This window comes from Candidatus Enterococcus ikei, assembly GCF_017316105.1.
Classification (GTDB): Bacteria; Bacillota; Bacilli; order Lactobacillales; family Enterococcaceae; genus Enterococcus_L; species Enterococcus_L ikei.
This window is the reverse complement of record NZ_JAFLWD010000003.1, coordinates 29,181-46,144: the sequence shown is the minus strand read 5'-3', so window position 1 is coordinate 46,144 and position 16,964 is coordinate 29,181. Positions and strand designations below refer to the sequence as shown.

Here is a 16,964-nt window from a genome sequence, read left to right as displayed (position 1 = left end):
ATCATCCTCCTTATAAATATCTATTTGGATAGCGGATTGTCAGAGTAAAATTGCTATCATTTGCTTGAATAAATAATGGTTCATTTGGATAAATATAAAAATCGTTCATCGGACGAATCATTGGTTTACCATTTTTTGTGATGTTAAACCTCTGAGTATCTATAATGATTTCAGCATTATCGAAATCACCCAAATCAATTGTATCGTTCCTAGTTTTTATCCATACTCCACGACCAGTACCTTTTATCGTGATAGTGGGCTTCACTTTTAGACCTTCAACGGTTGGATATATTTCAATCGGTTTTACTTCTTCGCCGTTGTCTCCCATTAAGTAAGAACGATTCTGAAAAGTAATCATCGTTGATCCCCAATAAGCTCCACCCTCAATGACAATAGGTAATTCTACGGCTCCTGATCCAGTATTACCCATTAGATAATTAGCCTGAAACGTGATTGTAGTTGATCCCCATGTCACGCTAGTTGCATCAGATCGGGTATATTTATATGGGTCACTCAACAAAATCGTGAAAGTACTAATAATTCTATTGATTCCCTCCGGAACACCAGCTGATTGTGATTTACTTCCGCTCCATATCATTTCCGGCTCATCATTAAACCATATTTCAACATCTTTCTCGCTAAAAAGCGCAATGTTTAGCCGATTAAAAAGATCTCGGAAATCTTCATTTGTAGGAGCTTCTAACAAATATTTTATTGTCAATTCTCTTTCGGGAATACGAGCATAAACATGTCTCTTACCATCTCTTATCCCCAATTGATAACTTTGAATTTCCGTAGAAGCAAGTTCTCTACCTGATACCGATAGCGTCCTATAACCTGGCACAAGTTCTTCCAAGAAATAACCATTAAAACTCATCGCTTCTTTCGGCAAACCTTTTTTTTCAGGAGTGTCTATAGTATCCACAAACTTATACATCAATATCTCCTCCCTAAAGATGTGTTTCTTTTGTTGCTGATTCCTTGTAATTCCGCAGCCATAAATGGCGCTGTTTCTTCAGCGATGACTTTACCATTCAACATAGATTCTACTGTCACATACAACGCTTGACTATTGCTGAATTGTAATTGACCGGATTGACCTAATGAATTATTGTTTACATTCATTGCAGAATTGGACAAAATATTACTAGCTTTATCAACCATCTTTGCGCTTTTTTCCATTCCAATCGCTAAACCTTCTCCGACAAATCCCCCTATTTTCATCATAACTCGCGAAGGGGAATGTACATCTAGAGCTTTACGCATTGTGTTTGCAACGTCATTCGCAATTCTATTTGCATTCGCAATTGCAGATTCTCCGCCTTGATTAATACCATCTGCAAAACCTTGCATCACATAATTACCTATTGTATTCATTTCATTAGGCAAGCCGTTAAATTCATCTTTAAGCTTTTCTGTGATAGATTGAATATTTTGAATAGGTTCATTTTCGCCATTCTTAATCCCTTGTGCTAAACCGGCAGTTATGTAGTTACCGTTTTCTACCATTACTCGAGAAGGCGAATGGATACCGAGGGAACTTCTTAGTTGTTCATCGACTGTGTCGCCCATTTTTTCGGATGCTTTTCCAGCAACCTCTGTATTTTCATTAATCCCTTTTGCTAATCCGTTAGGAGCCTCTTTTCCTGATTGATATAATTTAGGTTGTAAATCTTTGAGCGGATCAACAGCCTTATTGACCAATCCTTTTGAAGCCTCTTCAACTTGATTTGAATTCTTATCAATATCATCTTTAATTGTCCCTGTAATTCTGCCTCCGAGAGTGAATAGATCACTACTCTCAAACGCATTTTTTGAACTAACTGCAGCCTTATCCACCGTTTTGCTCATTTCATCCACAAAAGGTTGAGAACCTTCGCCAGCAGTTCTTACCATCGCTTCATTAGCAGCTTTAACGCTGTTGGAATACGTATCACTAAGCACTCTTAACTCCTCATCGCTTCGGTTAACCAACTCTGCCGCTTGTTGAGCGCCTGCAGGTCCCATCTTCTCTAGTTGAGTAATCAACCCTTGGTCGACACCTCTTTCAGCAAGCGTCGCTACATTTTCTGACCACATCCGCACAGCTTCGGCATTTTTATTCAAGTTTTCAACCATTTGTTCTAAGCTGATTGTTTGTTTTTGTTCGATGGCATCAAATGCACTAGTTGTTTTTTCTCTTAGTGAATCATATTGAGTTTGCATAGCATCAAATGCTGTTTTTTGTGACTCCGTTAAATCAGCATAATTAACCTTTTGTTGCTCAACCATTTGATTTTGTACTAAGGTTAATTCTTCAGCGCTTGCCTTCAAACCGTTGTCTCTTGTAATAGTCGCTTGAGCTATTTGCTCCTCAATGTTATTCCGATTCTCTTTAGCTGTAGTTAAAGCTTCTTCGGTGTTTTTAATCTCGTTACCCCAAGTGATGAATTTATTGTCTACTTCCTGTTTCGCTTCTTCAGCGTTTTTCAAATTTTCGGTAGCTTCGGCTCTTTTTTGATGCAACTCTATCAAACGTTCTTCTGCAGCATTTCCCATTTCTTGTTTTTCCTGTAGCTCAAGACGTTTTTCAAGCTGTTCATTGCTCATAGTAATGCCGTCAGCCTCTTCGTTATAAGCTAACCCAAGCCCTTGAACCTTACTGTTCAATTCATCAACTTTTGTTTTTAAAAGTTCTTTAGTTTCAGCAGATTTATTTTCCTGAGTGGCAAGATCGACAACCTCGTCTTTTAATTGACGATTCACGTCACTTTGAGCTCTGGTTTTCTCAATCCCTTTATCATATGATATCGTCGATTCCTCTAAAGAGTCTTTCATATCATCCTGTGCTTTTTTTAATTCTTTAGACGCTTTGGTATTTTTGTTTGTCATCCATATTACAGTTGCGCTTACAGCAGCGATCGCGCCCATAGCTATCCCTAACGGACCTAATGCAGCATATAATCCGCTAGCAGCAGCTTTAAATCCAATTGTCGCTTTTGTCGCTAACATTTGGGCTCCAGTAGAGAGACTTATTTTCCCTGTCAAAGCTCCGAGTAACACAGTAGTAGTTTTAATCGCTATGCTTCCGCCTGCTGTTGCAGCTTGATAAGCTTTCATTGATGCCATGCCTGCTTTTGTTGCTACAGTATATGTTTGAAATACATTCGTAGCTATCTTGACGGAATCACTCATTCTCGTGATCATTGGTGTTATAGTATTTATAACTTTCATAGTACCAATTGCTGTTCCAACACCTGTCAGTCCTATTGCAAGTGGTGGAAGTAAGGGCGTTAAACTACCGATAACTTTAAATAGTTGCCCAAAATATGGTGTTACTGCTTCGATTGAGCCGATAACAATCTTGAATGAGGTATTGATTCCTTCTTTCATTTTATCGAAAATCCCCATGATCCCATCCGCATTAATGCCAGCATCTTTAACAAATTGATCAAGTGCTTTGATAACATTAGCGACTCCTTTTGTGACTGCATTTCCCATGTTTTTAAAAGAAGTTCCAATACCTTTCGAGTTAGCTCTAGCAAGTTCAGCAAAACCGCCGACGCCATCATTTAATTTGATAATCTCATCATTAAATTGTGTAACGCTTATTTCTCCACTTTGGAGTGCTTTATACAAATCTTGAGTAGACGCGCCAGCACCAAGCATAGATGTTGCTGTCTTATCCAATCCAATACCCATAGTATCTTGCAGTGTTCCCCATATCTCCATATCAACCTTGCCCGAACGTAACATTTTTAAATATTGTTCTGTTCCTCGAGCCGCCTTATCTCCACTAGAACCACTAGCAAGTAATGCATTATTTAAAGCAATTGTGCTTTCTGAAGCCTTATCTGCGTCACGAAAAACCAAAAACATTTGTTGAGCTGTTCCAGTTACTTCATCCAAAGTAGATGGTAATCCATCTATCCCATCCGAAAGGATCTGCATTCCGCTGTCAGCTTCTTCTGCACTTGCCCCTAGCGATTGTAAGACAGTCGGATATTGATTCAATGTGTCAAAGCGTTTTATTGCACCACCTAAAGAATTTGTAATTGCTGAAACGCCTATATCAACTAATTTAAAAACACCAACACCTTTGGCAATGTCCAAGATGCTAGTGTTCGTTTTTTTCATTCCGTCATCTAATTTATCTGTCGTTCCTACGGCATCATTCATCTTGCTAGTAAAATCTTTATCTACCGCAGATAAAACAGCTTGTATACTGTATGATTGGGACATCGTTTACCTCCTTTCTTATATTTTCGATAGGAGCTTGTACATTTCTATTTCTGATTCATCCACGTCTAACGACTTACTAGATACGCCTGTTTCTATTAGCTTCTTATCATAAAAATCATAGAATGTAGGAAATTCTGGGACAATTTTATCTCCCTGTTTCTTCTTATTTTTGGCTACCGCAGTCTTATAAGCTAACAAATGCAGATTCTCCATTTCATCTATCTTTTGGAGCCTCATACCTTCCATCAACATCGAATATTCCCAAACAGTCATCTTTCCTATCACATCAAAGTCAGTAATGTTTAAATATCTAATTATGTTTAAAGTGATGTCATCATGAGTTAGTCGTTTATTTGAAGTTGTTTTTTCCACATCGCTAGTTTCTTTTTTGATATGTTAGACTCTCCAAGCGCTTTTAGAACTTGATTAAACAGTTCGTCCATATCTTCTGATTCTTCGATAAATTTATCGATTTGATGACCACTAGGGCGTCCTTTTTTCATATGTGCTGTTCCGTGATATATCACTTCTTGTAGTGCTGTTGCGCTTTCCGAATACAACTGTGGCAGTAAAGTATCTAGTCCAGCGCCAAACGTTAATCCTTGTCCTTCAATTCTATAAATCGTGTCGATTTCTCGATTAAACGCTAAACCAAAAATAATCTCAGTATCTTGTCCATTAATTTTTAACTCCATTAAGATTTCCTCCTAAAATAAAGGGACAGAAAAGTTCTGCCCCTTCTTCTTAAATTATTTTTTTGTCGTCCTAGCTTCTCCGCCAGTTTCTGGAACATATTTACCAGTATCACGGAATGAATATTGGATAACTTGTGATTGCTCATCAGTTACTGTAGCCATCCCTTTAGCTCCTGTACCATTGATGGCTAGACCAATAGATAACTCTGTTAAATCTTCCGCTCCGAACGTCGATTCAGTAGATGTGATATATCCTTGGTAATAAGTAGCAGGATATTTTTTCGTTTCCGCTGCTTTTGTAAGATCGTCTTCAGTAGTTTCCGTTTTAGTGATTTCCCAGATTTCGTAAAGACTCCCTTCAATGACAGCTTGTTCTAATTCGTCTTGTAACGTATCACCTTCTGCTAAAATTGAAGTAACATCCATTTCGACTGTTGCTACGCCTGGTACGTTTACATTCCCGTCTTTCGTGATCGTGTTACTTGAATCACCCTCAATCGTGCGACTGTGTTCAGTTTGAAAAGCTAAACGTTTCGCTTCAACTTTTTCAGCTTCTACTAATTTTCTAAAAAGTAAAAATACATTAATACCTTTAATTGCTGTTGCCATTAAAAATCCCCCTAATTTAAATAAATAGGCACAACTAAAATCCCATGTAATAGGACATCGGTTGTGCTTGTGTCAGTAATTGTTCTATCTTCTATTTCTGATTCTTTCACCTGAAAATGTTGGATCAAAGTATTTAATACAATGGTTTTAATTGATGAAAATTGTCTTCTTTCAGAAGCAAGCCCCCAAATATCAATAGATAAACTAATAGTTTGAATACTTCCACTCTTTGTTGGTAAGCGACCAGTATCGGTATTAATCATCTCTACAAATGGATAACCTACATCATTCATTTGTTTATATATATATATATCAAAGCCGAGTTTTTTTAGTAGTGTATAAGCCTTATCAAAAATATATTGATCATTCATTTGACTAACCTCTGCATACCACTTTTATATTTTTTCACTTGTTGCCTAAAAGCTGGTCCGATATAAGGTTGGGCTTTCATAAACCTAGTTCCTAACTCTACATATCCATCGTAGTCAGTGTGAGGCTCTGTAATACTAGTCAAGCCATTGTCTTTAATAGTTTGAGTTATTGACCTTTCAAGCGTTGCAGTATCGACTGGGGCATTCACCTCAGCTTCATGAGTTAACTCAGTACCATTCATCCTCACAACATTTTTCAAATCATCCAACGTCGCATTTCTTTTCAGGGCTTTTTTAAATTCTGATGCTCCAATAATAGTTTTTGATCTGCCCATTAATTGGTCACCTCTTCCACCACAAAAGCACATTTGCGACTCGGTTGTCTCTTCGTGGCCACTTTATACTTTTTACTCTGATAGATCACATGAGTAGGATTAAATTTCAAAAAAGTTAAAAGTCGAATAACTTTGATTCCTTTTCTCCAATCACCGAAAGTAACTTGCATAATCTCTTGTGATGCATCAGTAATATTAGCTCGTCTTTCTTTAAACTCAGTAACTTTTGTAATTTCTTTACCTTGCTTCGGATCATATTCTTTTTTCTCAATGCGAAACTCAATTTTTTCATTATATCTCATATAAAACGAGCAACTCCTTTTCGAGGAGAAACATTCTTTTCCGCTTCTTCTTTTGCTTTCCAAGCATCGATATCGTCTTGAAATTCATCCAAAAGTTTTCCGTAGTTGATTGTTTCTCCCTCTTGTCCATAGGAGTCCATCCCTTCGTTACCTTTGCGGTTGAATCGTTTAATAGTACACTCAACTACGATATAAGATAAAACGTCAGGAACAGCTTCTAGGAAGCCTAAGCGAACATTAAGCTGTTGAGAAATACGTTTGATAAAATCTATCAGTTGACTGTCTATATCAGTGTCTTCTATTTCAAGTGTTCGTTTAACTTCTTCTAAAATATCTTGATCACTCATGACTGCCTCCTTTCAAAAATAAAAAGGCTAGTCAATGACTAACCCTTTTTAGCTGCTTTTCCTGCTGGTGCTGGTAATACGGTAGCTTGGAATACGTTGTCAGCTTCTGGGAAGCTAGGTAAAGCTGTCCCTGCTGCTTTTGTCCATGTACCAACCGGATCGAGTGTTTCTTCGTATACCATTGCAATGATGTTTCCGACTGTATAATCGTTAGAACCGCCAGAAAGTAAACGAGATTCTTCAGGCGTTACACCAAAAATTGATTCCCCAGGGTTTTCTGATCCAAACATAACCAACTTATCTTCTGGGAAGTAACGCTCTTTAACTAAAATACCTGCTGCATTTTCTTTATTGTATTTTGCATCATACGTAGCGATAGTTGGTAACCCAAACTGTTGTAACATTTGATTTAATGATCCAGGAGTTGGTAATAGACCAGCATCTTTGAAATATGCTTTGACACCTGCATTTTGCAGAATAGCATTTCGAACTTTAGTTGATGTCAACATTCTAGTAGGCATAGTATCTAACGCTGATGCCCAATCTGTTAATAATCCGATGATATCCGTATCAGCTTTAGTAAAATCGGCAGTTGCTTGGTGATCTTCCGGAACTCCATAATCCACGACTAAATCAAGTCCGTTTTCATCAAGCGTTACAGTACCGTTTGCCAATACTTCCATACGCATCTTTTCAACACGAGCGTTTACAGATCCAACCATTGAATCTACATCGTTATAAACTTCTTTTTCTAAATAACTTTGTTCCGCCGCAGTACGAGGGTTACGCAAAGCAATAAGATCCTTTTCTTTTAATTGAATTTTACGCTTAATAAATGCTAATTCTTGCGCACTTTTTGACCCTACACGAGAAGCAATCTCTGCCTCGGTGTCAAATGCATGCACACTAGCAATTGTGGGAATTTTTGAACCTGCTTTTAATACATCAAACTCTAACCCTTGAACTTTACGAGACGGAAATAACGATTCTCCAAGTAAAATCGGTGCTTGTCGCCCATTTACATAATCTAATACATTTTTTTGTGAAAATAATTCTGCAATATTTGCCATTTGTTTATTCCTCCTATTTTATCCTTATTGTCCGCCACTTGGTGTAGTAGGCAGAGCTAACATTTTCCCTGTAGCATCATATAACTTAATTTCACGCATTGCTGTTTGTGCCGCATCTGTCGGTTTAACTGGTAAGCGATCGATTAAGATATGTCCTTCTACAATAACACCAACAGGTTGTGGGCCATTAGAAACATCTACATCATTAATAGTGATACCTTCTGCAGTTGAGTCGTTTTTAGGGTAAACAGAACCAGCTGGCAATACGCCATCCACCACCCCTGCGTGTGTATCGTCCACTTGTTTTGTGAAAGATAAGAAATTTGCACTTTTTAAAATATTAATATCTTTGAATGTTTGAGTTTTCTTTACATAAACCATTTAAATTCCTCCTAGTTTGTTGCCCAAGGATCTAACTCAGGCTTTTTAGTTTGATTGTTTATTTCTTTTGCCATTTGAGCACCACGAGAAAGAGTAGTTGATGTTGTGCCATCAAGTGGCATTTTAGAACCAAGTCGTTTTTCAAAGTCTTCCTTAATTGCTTCTCGTTCCACGTTGATTAAATCGACAAACGTTTTTACGCTCTCAGAAGTACCTTCTGCGCTGTCTTTGACAACAAACGATAAAATACCTTCGTTTGCTTTAATTCCTTTGTCAGCAAGCATAGAAGTAGCTGTGTTTGCCATTTCGACTAACGTCTTCTCTTTTTTTAACGCATCAATCTCTGCTTGCAGCTTTTGTTTCTCGTAATCTGTCTTTTCTTTTTCGTCCATTTCGGCTAATTTCTTTGCCTCGTCCTGTTCTTTTTGCTGTTCTGATTTCCATTTAGCAAATTTAGCGTCAATGATTTTGTTGACATCTTCATCCGAATATTTTTTATCGGATTCGTTTGTCTCTTGCTCATCTTCCAATTTTTCAACAATTTCACCGTTAGTAGCGTTATCCGGATTATCACCGCCACTATTAGATCCTGCATCTTCCGCAAAAAACTGCAAGTTCATTCTTAATTTTGTTATTTTCATGATAATCGTTCCTTTCCCATATCTTTTAACGTGGATAAATGCTTGCACTTCCATGGCTTTTAGAGTCTTCAATGCTTGGACATAATAAAAAGCCTAGTGATTTCCTAGACTTTAATCTTCTGTATAATTCATTTCATCGATCAACTTTGATTTTAACGCTTCAAGAATTCCTATCAGTTCTAGCCGATTGCTCAAAGAGTAAGACATTACTAGCCCTTCGTTTTCATCGATTCCCACAACTGCTATCTGCTCCAAATTAGTATGATTAAGTTCATCAATAATTGTTTGAACTGATACCCCTCGATCCTTCTCTTGTCGCTTTGCTAAAATGTTATTCATAGTTTTTTCTCCATCCAGCTAACAGTCTTTTCAAGGTGGAATAGCTTGCCTATTGCCAGCTTGAAAATTGTAACAGCGTCTTTCAAATCTGAATAGGCTTGCGAATAAGTTTTTTCTACTTTCATAACCCTTTACCCTCCAAATACTTCTCAAATTCTTCACGATCAAAATATGGTGCTGTACTACATCGGCAATTAGGATGAATAGGAGATGCGTTCACTCCTACTTCAAAATTATCAATCGATATCGGATCAGTTGATACGGCCTTGCATATCGGACAAGCTGTAGCTTCCCTTATGAAAATGAACTTATCAATCTTGTTAGAGTTATAGGATTGCTTCTGTACTTCTGATTGAACTCTTGCTAACTCAGTACGTGCTAATCGCTCAGCTTGGTTTTTAGCCACGTCAAAAAAATTTCTCAGTTGTCTAGCGATTTCACGAGGATTTAAACCTTGAACAATTGCTTTTAACAAAAGTTTTTCTAAAGCTGTTCTTAAATCTACTTGGATGATTCCCCAGATACGATCACTAAAGTAAGCATTTTTGTATGATCCATTAATGATTGAATCAATTTTACTTTTGTAGTCTCCAGTAACATTTCCTAAAATCCCTGACTGCCTATCGAATTCGCTTCTTGCTTCGGCTGATAGATATTCTTCAAATATTTTCTGTAACGCATCACTAGAAGCTGTTAACTCCAAAAGCAAATTAGATCTTAATAACTCGAGGCGATTGATCCTCATTTTTAAGTTATAGATTTTTAATTCACGATTGGCTTGAGACGAAAAGTCTTTTTCTTTAACGTATTTCTTAGCCTTTGACTCAAAAGCTTTAACATCCATATCAGATACTCTTTTTCTGGCCTCTTGCATAGATATGCTTTCTTTGCTTGCATACCTCCCTATAAATCCATCAATTTCTTTTTGGATTTCTGCAAGAGTATCAACGTATAGATTTTCAATTTCTTTCGCAATTTCTTTATCAGTTTTTTTACGAGCATTTATATTTTTCTGTTCTCGATCTTTCCAATAACTAATCTGGTTGTTCTTCATCATTGTTTAAATCAACCTCTTTTTCAGGTTCTTCATCGTAGACACGACTGACACTATCATCAGATTCTTTCTTAATGCGTTTGATTTCTGTTTCTACTGGAACCCCAGTCAACTTAGCAGCCATTTCGCATAATGTTTCATCAGAGACTATTCCGACCATGCCAGCAATAACTTTCATGATTTCCTCGTCAGATTGCGGAACGTTAGGTGTAAATAAAATCTCAATCTCATTTACTTTGTCATACAGTATTTCTTGTTCTTTATCTGCTGATATAAAAAGAGACTTCACTTTATCAGTAAAGCCTTGTGGTTTATTCAAATTTTCTTTCAATGACCAGGAATGAGTAAGCAATCTTAAACGCCGCATGATAGCTTTTTTAATCATGCGTTCTTTGTTCTTTCGATCGTTATCGTTCCCCCATCCTTTGAATCTAAATCCGATACCTGATTGATTACCACCCATATTTTCATCCGTAAAGTCAATCAGCGATGTAAAGCGCAACATGTCAGATACTAGCCTGTCATTATAAGCTTCTGTTCCTACTGTATCGTATTCTTTTTTGAGATAGTAGGCATCAGGTTCGCTTCCTGTTTGTCCCTCGCCATAATGCTTTTTATCCCCTAAAACCAATACTCTTGCTTTAATCATTGCGTTTAGAACTTCTAGTTTAGAATTCTCTCCCTCTTCATCTGCTGCCGTTTCTGGATTACCTTTGATAACTAAGTATGCTTCAGATGAATCTTGCTGAAAATTAGCCATAGATGATTGAGATAAGTCGTAAGCATCGATATTATCTAAAACCTTTTCGAAATCTCCTAACCGTTCCTCATTGTTAATCCATTCGTTGATTTGAACGGTATTAAAATAGGTTTGATCGTGATCATAAAGAGTTAGGTTATCGTAGTCTTGATCTTTAGTTTCGAACTGATAAAGAAATCCATCGTTGGCATAAATATCGACGTAGCTTGTTGTTTCGTCATTAAACTCCACATCGTAATGATTTACGCCACAAATAGAATTAGCATTTTTAGTTGTATCGTAGATGATAAACGTTCCTTCTGGATTAAGCTTAATCAGCGTTTCTTTTCCATATTCATCACGACCAACATACTCATAAGCTCTACCTAATACAAGCAAGTCATCCATCATTAATTGATTGTGATAATCTTCATTCGATTGACTAGCGAACTCATTAATTTTTTTCGCAATTGTTTTATCGCCACTATACTTTAATGGGTTTCCTAAAAGCACACCTTTTTTAAAATTTACAATAAAGCTTGCCCAGTCATTAGCGATCTTATTATCGGCCCGATCAGCGCTCTTATCCTTTGTAAATTTAATATTATTTTGTGCTAATGAATATCGCTTTAATTCCTGCAATCTAGGAACTTGCTTTTCTTTATGATGACGGATGATTTTAACAATCACCTTCAACGTATCTTCACTTTCAAAGTCGATCACTTCTTCTGTATATCCATCAGTTGTTGCCATTATTCTTTTTGGCAATTTATTCACTGGTAAGCGATAGACTTTGTTTGCTTCTTCATCAAACCTTGAACCGTTTAAAAGTTTCTTTTCCATTTTATCACCTACCTAATCCTAGTTTCTTGAATGTATCTATTGTTTTCTTAACGTTTATTGCTTCTGGCTTGAACGGCTCATAAAATGCCAATACTGCAGCATCAGCCACGTCGGGACTTCCTACTCCTCGTTTTTTCATATCATCCTTACTTTCGAGATGTATTTTGCCTCGGCTAGTAATCTTATATTTACGGTTACTTAATTGCTTAATTAAGACTGGATCGTTCGGTAACTGAAGAACAACTTCTTTGTTTTGGATATTGTTAGTCATGTTCTCTTCTAACATTTCTTTTAAATGGCCCCACAACTGAGTACCCAAGTTAAAGTAATAATCATCTGCGGCAGATGATCCGTTGTTAACGGGTATGATTTCATATGGCAAGCGTTCTTCTTTAACAACTTCTTTCAATCGGTCAGTTACGCCACCACCCACTCCAGTATCATCAACCTTTATTACACCTTTTTTAAGATTAGGATATTTGGACATTAAATCCTTCGCTAACATCAGAACATTACCCGCAGTTTCCATTGTGTCCTGCTTGTGGTATCTCTTATATTCCATGGCTTTATTATCAATCCGAGGAAATAAAATAGTGCTGTCATCACCGAAACGGGCAACGTCAACACCAATGTGAAATATTTGAGCTTTGTCTATGTCTGATTGTGGAATTGTGCTGTCAATGGCTAATTCCACTGTCTCCATGCTAATTAATGAATCAAGAGCACCTTTAGGAAAGTCTCCGTATATCCGTACCCTAGCAACATCGGATTCTTTACCATATTTAGAAAGTAACATCTCGATATTATCTTTACTTGTACGAGTACTATCAAAACTAGAAACTTTGTGCGTTTTATATTTGTCTCGATCGACATTGTGAGAGTCATAAAAAACACCTTCAAGCTTATTGGGGTTGCCACACATTAACAACTTATTGTCAAAGCCTGATAAAGTACCAAGGATAGCCTCCATAATTGGATCAGCTACGCCGGATGCCTCATCTACCACGATAAGCATGTGATCCTCGTGAAATCCTTGCATGTTCTCTGGTTTTGTTGCTGTCTTAGCTGTAGCAAACCATCGTTCTTCGTCGCCGACCATATAAATCTTAGTCTTCGTCCATTTGAGCAAGTCTTTGATTAATGATTGATTAAGCCATTTAGCAACCTCAGCCCACAACACATCATAGAGTTGTTGCATTGTCGGTGCCGTAGCAATAACTTTAGCGTATGGTCGACAAGTAAGAAACCAAATAATCGCCCCGGCTTCAAGTGCTGTTTTACCCACACCTTGTCCTGATCTGACAGAAACTTTCGAATGTTTAGCCAAGTCTGCTAATACATCATCTTGCCATTCGTCAGGATCCATAAAAAGAATATCTTGAAAAAAAGCAGATGGTTTATCGTAGTAATAATCAATCGCAGCACCAATATCTGTGAATGGTACAAATCTATTATTCATCTGTATCCACCGCCCGTTTGTTAGCTGCATCAATTACCGCTTGTTTCCAATCTTTAGATGCTGCGCCTTCTTTCGGACCGCTAAGTTTATCAAGTTGAGCTTGCATTGTTTCTAATTTTAAGCGTCTTTCATCTCTTTCGTCTGCCAATGATATAAATTGCTTAATAAGATTAGATAGCGTACCCATCGCTCTAGATTGAGCTGACAGGAAATTTGCTTGTTTATCCCAAGCGTATTGATATTCTCGTTTTTCCGATCGTTTGACAGGCATATTAGTCTGTGTATCTACAAGCGTGGGTTCGACGACAACCTCAGTTACGTTTGAGGTTGTGTCTAACTCATCTTGCACAAACATGATCCGTTGCGATCGGATGATAGCTGTATACTGGATCATGATGTTGTTCCAGATGATATCTGCTGGCTCAGATGTGTAAATTTCCTGAATCAACTCTTTAGTATCATCTGGCAACCATTTAGCAAACAGCCCATGCGATACAGCATTTTTATTATTAGGTGGTGCAGATCCACCCTTATTCCCTTTAGCATTATTATTGCCTTTAGCTGATTGGTAACGCTCCTTTTCATTCGTCACGTTACTATTGTCATTAGGAGCGTTACTTTTGATTTCGCTCTCCCAATTATCTTGAGATTTCCATTTACGTATCTGAGAGTCAGAACAACCTAATTCTTCAGCAATATCCTTTAGTTTCTTAGTTCCGTTGGATGCAATCCATATCTCTCTAGCTTTATCTCTATTTGGATTTCTAGCTCTAGCCATCCATATCACACCACCTCACTTTTTCGTGTTTGTTTTGTAAAACTAAAAAAACCGCCAAGAATGACGGTTAGTTGAAATATATCTCGTGAAAATGCGCCAATGCTTTATTGAGCTTTCTGTAAAAGCTACTTTCACTTATGAACATAGAAGTAGAAATTTTGATATTATTCCACTCATCAATTTGTATATATTTACGATTGATGATCGTTTTCTCAATTTCACTCAATTTTTCAACTGCGCTATTAATCTTGTCTAGTTCATCATTAGACCTTATGCGCCTTAGGCTTCTGTATCTGATTAATACATTATGCGCTTCGCTGCGTTTTCGCTTTTCGTCCAAAGGAATCACTCCTTAACAATCAAAGTTTATGTAATATAAAAAGCCACCGCATAAGCGATGACTATGTAGGCGCAATGCACCCGAATATTAATTTAAAGCGTGACAGAGTTCGAACAATCCTGGATCATTGCCTCTGTCACGCCGACTGGAGTCAAGCTCCTTGTAATACAAAGCAACCTACACGATGCGCTACGGTATAAACCGTCACATCCCTACCCCTTCGCTTCCTCGGTTGCCCTGAGATTGTTACCCAACAGTAGCCCTGGGGTAAACCAGTGATCTGATCGATTTGTGCTTAACTGTCCAATCTCTGTTTGGGTCGAACACTAAAAACCTAGGGTAATATAATCCTCCCAACTGAGATAACAGGACTCGAACCTGTAACAACCTGATTAACAGTCAGGCGCTCTACCAACTGAGCTATATCTCAATAAAACACCCACAGGCAAGAATGAAATAAACTCTATGAGGGAGAGTATCACCATCCTTATTTTTATTTGTTGTTCGCCTGCAAGTATCGTAAATAAGTGATCATCCGCTGGTATGTTAAAAGTAAGATTCATGCATCAGAAAATTAGAGTGTTCTTTCGTTTGCGGATGACCTACTTATTTCACGCTATCATAATAACATGGCAATAGTCGCATTGTGGTGCATAGAAAATGCATTTTACAATTCATTAAAAATATCTATACCGAAAAGCAATATTGATAAATCATCAATAGCATCATCTTTATTTCTTATAATCGTTGTTCTATCAACGTCGTAGCGGTCTGCTATAAGATCAATTGATATACGATTAATGTAAAAATCAATTAAAATATCGCATCTTCTGGCTTTAGATTTTTTATTTTCACCATTACAAATTTTTTGATATTTATCTAAACTATTATCAACATGCCCCATCATCTTCACTGTTTTAGCTCGGTTTTTCATAAGTGAGTCAACAGTTAAATATCCGTTATACCAAATAGACTGCTCTGCGCTTTCGTCAATTTGTTCTCGTACCCCTGCGGTATGTTCTTTTAATTTGTGATAATTTTCAAGTAGTTTTTTAGTATTATGCAATGATCTATTTTTAAATTCTTTTCTTGCTTTGTCACGCTCTTTTTTATCCAACTTGTATACTTCTTTAGCAATTTTTTTTATTGAATTTTCACTAAGCTCAACGATTTGAATTTGTTCTTCCATAAGCTAATCCTCCGTTCTATCGATATGATTTTAAAAGAAAACTCAAACAGTCTAACCAACCTGTTTTCTCATGCAAAGATTGGATTGTATCATCTTTTTCTTTCACGACCTCCAACGCCGCATCAATTGCTTTATTAATTTTTCTAAGATTTTCAAAGAAACCTATAAACATTCCTGCTGAAATTCCAGCGACAAACATAAAAATTTCTAATCCGTTCATCATGTTACCTCCCTGCTATTTGCTTATAACTTTCTTCTTGGACACCGATCAACACTGTTAGAAACCCCAATACCACAGGATGGTTATCATATTTATCGCCTAAATAACCCAGCGTTTGGACTAACCAATCCCAGTATTCATCGGTAGTAATCGGATGTTTTACTCTAATAATATTTGAAGCATCCATCCATTTTTGAATATCTGTAAAAACGTCTGACCAATTCAATTAAATCGCCTCTATTCTGATATAAATACCTGGAATGTCCGACCAGAACTTTTCAGCAATCAAACTGACCACATAGGAATCATCTTTCCAGAAATTTAATTTAGTCAAGCAATCTTGAATCAACTTATTGCTGTTGTCCAGATCTGGCTTAGTATATTTATACTCACCATTGGTATGATCACCAACAATCGGAAAACACCATTTTATGGTCATTCTTACTGGTCCACTCATTCTTTCATCTGGAACATGCTTGGCTAGATGGGCCATCAACTTAGATCTTGCTGCCTTTAAATCTCCCGGCTCATAAAATACCGGCTTGTTGTTTACCACATGAACTTTCTTTTGCTGATGAGTTGTTTCTGGTGGCACAATGTGTAGAAAAAATTCAATCATGTACCAACACCTCATTTTTTAAACGCTTTGCACACTTCGGACAATAAGGACCATCAAATGTTTTCGTCAATTGTAAATCTTGCTTATCCATTCCGAATGTAGTTTTACAATCAGAACATTTGATAAATATCTTTCCAAATAGTGTCAACTGAATTTTTTGTATACATTTTTTCATTCTTGCTCCTCCTGTTCAGTTCCGGACCACTTTCCAGTTTCTTGATCGTATTTAATATATCCTGCATCTTTAGCATAGCCTCTTAACCAATCTAATAATTCTTTCTGAGCGCCTAACCATTTAAGCACTTCGCTTTTTTCTATATCAAAATCTTGATTAGGCATTTTGTGATAAAGAGCAGGCATTCTTTTCAAGTCATCTAATCGTTTACTTCTTAATCTCTTTCTTCTTTCCAAA

25 protein-coding genes and 1 tRNA gene are annotated in these 16,964 nt (G+C 37.1%); all 26 read right to left on the bottom strand.

Annotated features, from left to right (window positions below):
• Nucleotides 1–10: 10 nt before the first annotated feature.
• A complete protein-coding gene (locus JZO69_RS01180) occupies nt 11–937 on the bottom strand; it encodes a distal tail protein Dit (RefSeq protein ID WP_207111085.1) in 927 nt (308 codons plus the stop codon).
• Entirely contained in the window at nt 937–4,221 is a 3,285-nt protein-coding gene (locus JZO69_RS01175) for a tape measure protein (RefSeq protein WP_207111084.1), read from the bottom strand. The genes JZO69_RS01180 and JZO69_RS01175 overlap by 1 nt, the downstream gene beginning before the upstream one ends.
• A gap of 15 nt (nt 4,222–4,236) precedes the next feature.
• Nucleotides 4,237–4,593, bottom strand: a complete 357-nt coding sequence (locus JZO69_RS01170) for a hypothetical protein (protein ID WP_207111083.1) — start codon at nt 4,591–4,593, stop codon at nt 4,237–4,239.
• Entirely contained in the window at nt 4,563–4,916 is a 354-nt protein-coding gene (locus JZO69_RS01165; RefSeq protein WP_207111082.1) for a tail assembly chaperone, read from the bottom strand. The genes JZO69_RS01170 and JZO69_RS01165 overlap by 31 nt, the downstream gene beginning before the upstream one ends.
• Before the next feature lie 54 nt (nt 4,917–4,970).
• On the bottom strand, nt 4,971–5,525 hold the full coding sequence (locus JZO69_RS01160; RefSeq protein ID WP_207111081.1) for a phage major tail protein, TP901-1 family: 555 nt from the start codon (nt 5,523–5,525) through the stop codon (nt 4,971–4,973).
• An 11-nt stretch (nt 5,526–5,536) separates the two neighbouring features.
• Nucleotides 5,537–5,896 carry a hypothetical protein gene (locus JZO69_RS01155; protein ID WP_207111080.1) on the bottom strand — a complete coding sequence of 120 codons (360 nt, stop codon included), beginning with the start codon at nt 5,894–5,896 and terminating at the stop codon, nt 5,537–5,539.
• Complete coding sequence (locus tag JZO69_RS01150; RefSeq protein ID WP_207111079.1) at nt 5,893–6,231, bottom strand: HK97-gp10 family putative phage morphogenesis protein; 339 nt, start codon at nt 6,229–6,231, stop codon at nt 5,893–5,895. Before JZO69_RS01150 ends, JZO69_RS01155 begins: the two co-directional genes overlap by 4 nt.
• Nucleotides 6,231–6,533 (bottom strand): hypothetical protein, encoded by a 303-nt coding sequence (locus tag JZO69_RS01145; protein WP_207111078.1) that lies wholly within the window; start codon nt 6,531–6,533, stop codon nt 6,231–6,233. The genes JZO69_RS01150 and JZO69_RS01145 overlap by 1 nt, the downstream gene beginning before the upstream one ends.
• Nucleotides 6,530–6,880, bottom strand: a complete 351-nt coding sequence (locus JZO69_RS01140; RefSeq protein ID WP_207111077.1) for a phage head-tail connector protein — start codon at nt 6,878–6,880, stop codon at nt 6,530–6,532. Before JZO69_RS01140 ends, JZO69_RS01145 begins: the two co-directional genes overlap by 4 nt.
• A 38-nt stretch (nt 6,881–6,918) precedes the next feature.
• Nucleotides 6,919–7,950 carry a major capsid protein gene (locus JZO69_RS01135; protein WP_207111076.1) on the bottom strand — a complete coding sequence of 344 codons (1,032 nt, stop codon included), beginning with the start codon at nt 7,948–7,950 and terminating at the stop codon, nt 6,919–6,921.
• 24 nt (nt 7,951–7,974) lie between these two features.
• Nucleotides 7,975–8,331, bottom strand: a complete 357-nt coding sequence (locus tag JZO69_RS01130; protein WP_207111075.1) for a hypothetical protein — start codon at nt 8,329–8,331, stop codon at nt 7,975–7,977.
• Nucleotides 8,332–8,342: 11 nt separating this feature from the next.
• Nucleotides 8,343–8,972 carry a DUF4355 domain-containing protein gene (locus JZO69_RS01125; RefSeq protein WP_207111074.1) on the bottom strand — a complete coding sequence of 210 codons (630 nt, stop codon included), beginning with the start codon at nt 8,970–8,972 and terminating at the stop codon, nt 8,343–8,345.
• Nucleotides 8,973–9,083: 111 nt separating this feature from the next.
• Nucleotides 9,084–9,311 carry a hypothetical protein gene (locus JZO69_RS01120; RefSeq protein ID WP_207111073.1) on the bottom strand — a complete coding sequence of 76 codons (228 nt, stop codon included), beginning with the start codon at nt 9,309–9,311 and terminating at the stop codon, nt 9,084–9,086.
• On the bottom strand, nt 9,308–9,436 hold the full coding sequence (locus tag JZO69_RS16710) for a hypothetical protein (RefSeq protein ID WP_277989612.1): 129 nt from the start codon (nt 9,434–9,436) through the stop codon (nt 9,308–9,310). Before JZO69_RS16710 ends, JZO69_RS01120 begins: the two co-directional genes overlap by 4 nt.
• Complete coding sequence (locus tag JZO69_RS01115) at nt 9,433–10,368, bottom strand: minor capsid protein (protein ID WP_207111072.1); 936 nt, start codon at nt 10,366–10,368, stop codon at nt 9,433–9,435. Before JZO69_RS01115 ends, JZO69_RS16710 begins: the two co-directional genes overlap by 4 nt.
• The gene (locus JZO69_RS01110) at nt 10,346–11,947 is read right to left on the bottom strand and encodes a phage portal protein (protein ID WP_207111071.1); all 1,602 of its coding nucleotides are present in this window, start codon (nt 11,945–11,947) and stop codon (nt 10,346–10,348) included. Before JZO69_RS01110 ends, JZO69_RS01115 begins: the two co-directional genes overlap by 23 nt.
• Before the next feature lie 4 nt (nt 11,948–11,951).
• Complete coding sequence (locus tag JZO69_RS01105) at nt 11,952–13,406, bottom strand: AAA family ATPase (RefSeq protein ID WP_207111070.1); 1,455 nt, start codon at nt 13,404–13,406, stop codon at nt 11,952–11,954.
• Nucleotides 13,399–14,184, bottom strand: coding sequence for a phage terminase small subunit (terS, locus tag JZO69_RS01100; protein WP_207111069.1), 786 nt, complete (start codon nt 14,182–14,184; stop codon nt 13,399–13,401). Before terS ends, JZO69_RS01105 begins: the two co-directional genes overlap by 8 nt.
• 67 nt (nt 14,185–14,251) lie before the next feature.
• Nucleotides 14,252–14,524, bottom strand: coding sequence for an ArpU family phage packaging/lysis transcriptional regulator (locus JZO69_RS01095; protein ID WP_207111068.1), 273 nt, complete (start codon nt 14,522–14,524; stop codon nt 14,252–14,254).
• Between the two features lie 357 nt (nt 14,525–14,881).
• Nucleotides 14,882–14,954, bottom strand: a tRNA-Asn gene (locus JZO69_RS01090).
• A 237-nt stretch (nt 14,955–15,191) separates the two neighbouring features.
• Nucleotides 15,192–15,713 (bottom strand): hypothetical protein, encoded by a 522-nt coding sequence (locus tag JZO69_RS01085; RefSeq protein ID WP_207111067.1) that lies wholly within the window; start codon nt 15,711–15,713, stop codon nt 15,192–15,194.
• 16 nt (nt 15,714–15,729) lie between these two features.
• Nucleotides 15,730–15,933, bottom strand: coding sequence for a hypothetical protein (locus JZO69_RS01080; protein ID WP_207111066.1), 204 nt, complete (start codon nt 15,931–15,933; stop codon nt 15,730–15,732).
• A gap of 4 nt (nt 15,934–15,937) precedes the next feature.
• On the bottom strand, nt 15,938–16,159 hold the full coding sequence (locus JZO69_RS01075) for a hypothetical protein (protein ID WP_207111065.1): 222 nt from the start codon (nt 16,157–16,159) through the stop codon (nt 15,938–15,940).
• Nucleotides 16,160–16,552 (bottom strand): RusA family crossover junction endodeoxyribonuclease, encoded by a 393-nt coding sequence (locus JZO69_RS01070; RefSeq protein WP_207111064.1) that lies wholly within the window; start codon nt 16,550–16,552, stop codon nt 16,160–16,162.
• Entirely contained in the window at nt 16,545–16,727 is a 183-nt protein-coding gene (locus tag JZO69_RS01065; protein ID WP_207111063.1) for a hypothetical protein, read from the bottom strand. The genes JZO69_RS01070 and JZO69_RS01065 overlap by 8 nt, the downstream gene beginning before the upstream one ends.
• Nucleotides 16,724–16,963 (bottom strand): hypothetical protein, encoded by a 240-nt coding sequence (locus JZO69_RS01060; RefSeq protein ID WP_207111062.1) that lies wholly within the window; start codon nt 16,961–16,963, stop codon nt 16,724–16,726. Before JZO69_RS01060 ends, JZO69_RS01065 begins: the two co-directional genes overlap by 4 nt.
• Nucleotide 16,964: the final 1 nt, after the last annotated feature.

Coding starts and splice junctions, on each gene's coding strand:
- JZO69_RS01070 (WP_207111064.1), bottom strand. CDS start 16,552: ATGATTGAATTTTTTCTACACATTGTGCCACCAGAAACAACTCATCAG.
- terS (WP_207111069.1), bottom strand. CDS start 14,184: ATGGCTAGAGCTAGAAATCCAAATAGAGATAAAGCTAGAGAGATATGG.
- JZO69_RS01080 (WP_207111066.1), bottom strand. CDS start 15,933: ATGAACGGATTAGAAATTTTTATGTTTGTCGCTGGAATTTCAGCAGGA.
- JZO69_RS16710 (WP_277989612.1), bottom strand. CDS start 9,436: ATGAAAGTAGAAAAAACTTATTCGCAAGCCTATTCAGATTTGAAAGAC.
- JZO69_RS01145 (WP_207111078.1), bottom strand. CDS start 6,533: ATGAGATATAATGAAAAAATTGAGTTTCGCATTGAGAAAAAAGAATAT.
- JZO69_RS01135 (WP_207111076.1), bottom strand. CDS start 7,950: ATGGCAAATATTGCAGAATTATTTTCACAAAAAAATGTATTAGATTAT.
- JZO69_RS01175 (WP_207111084.1), bottom strand. CDS start 4,221: ATGTCCCAATCATACAGTATACAAGCTGTTTTATCTGCGGTAGATAAA.
- JZO69_RS01065 (WP_207111063.1), bottom strand. CDS start 16,727: ATGAAAAAATGTATACAAAAAATTCAGTTGACACTATTTGGAAAGATA.
- JZO69_RS01160 (WP_207111081.1), bottom strand. CDS start 5,525: ATGGCAACAGCAATTAAAGGTATTAATGTATTTTTACTTTTTAGAAAA.
- JZO69_RS01130 (WP_207111075.1), bottom strand. CDS start 8,331: ATGGTTTATGTAAAGAAAACTCAAACATTCAAAGATATTAATATTTTA.
- JZO69_RS01120 (WP_207111073.1), bottom strand. CDS start 9,311: ATGAATAACATTTTAGCAAAGCGACAAGAGAAGGATCGAGGGGTATCA.
- JZO69_RS01180 (WP_207111085.1), bottom strand. CDS start 937: ATGTATAAGTTTGTGGATACTATAGACACTCCTGAAAAAAAAGGTTTG.
- JZO69_RS01110 (WP_207111071.1), bottom strand. CDS start 11,947: ATGGAAAAGAAACTTTTAAACGGTTCAAGGTTTGATGAAGAAGCAAAC.
- JZO69_RS01165 (WP_207111082.1), bottom strand. CDS start 4,916: ATGGAGTTAAAAATTAATGGACAAGATACTGAGATTATTTTTGGTTTA.
- JZO69_RS01105 (WP_207111070.1), bottom strand. CDS start 13,406: ATGAATAATAGATTTGTACCATTCACAGATATTGGTGCTGCGATTGAT.
- JZO69_RS01085 (WP_207111067.1), bottom strand. CDS start 15,713: ATGGAAGAACAAATTCAAATCGTTGAGCTTAGTGAAAATTCAATAAAA.
- JZO69_RS01115 (WP_207111072.1), bottom strand. CDS start 10,368: ATGATGAAGAACAACCAGATTAGTTATTGGAAAGATCGAGAACAGAAA.
- JZO69_RS01125 (WP_207111074.1), bottom strand. CDS start 8,972: ATGAAAATAACAAAATTAAGAATGAACTTGCAGTTTTTTGCGGAAGAT.
- JZO69_RS01150 (WP_207111079.1), bottom strand. CDS start 6,231: ATGGGCAGATCAAAAACTATTATTGGAGCATCAGAATTTAAAAAAGCC.
- JZO69_RS01155 (WP_207111080.1), bottom strand. CDS start 5,896: ATGAATGATCAATATATTTTTGATAAGGCTTATACACTACTAAAAAAA.
- JZO69_RS01140 (WP_207111077.1), bottom strand. CDS start 6,880: ATGAGTGATCAAGATATTTTAGAAGAAGTTAAACGAACACTTGAAATA.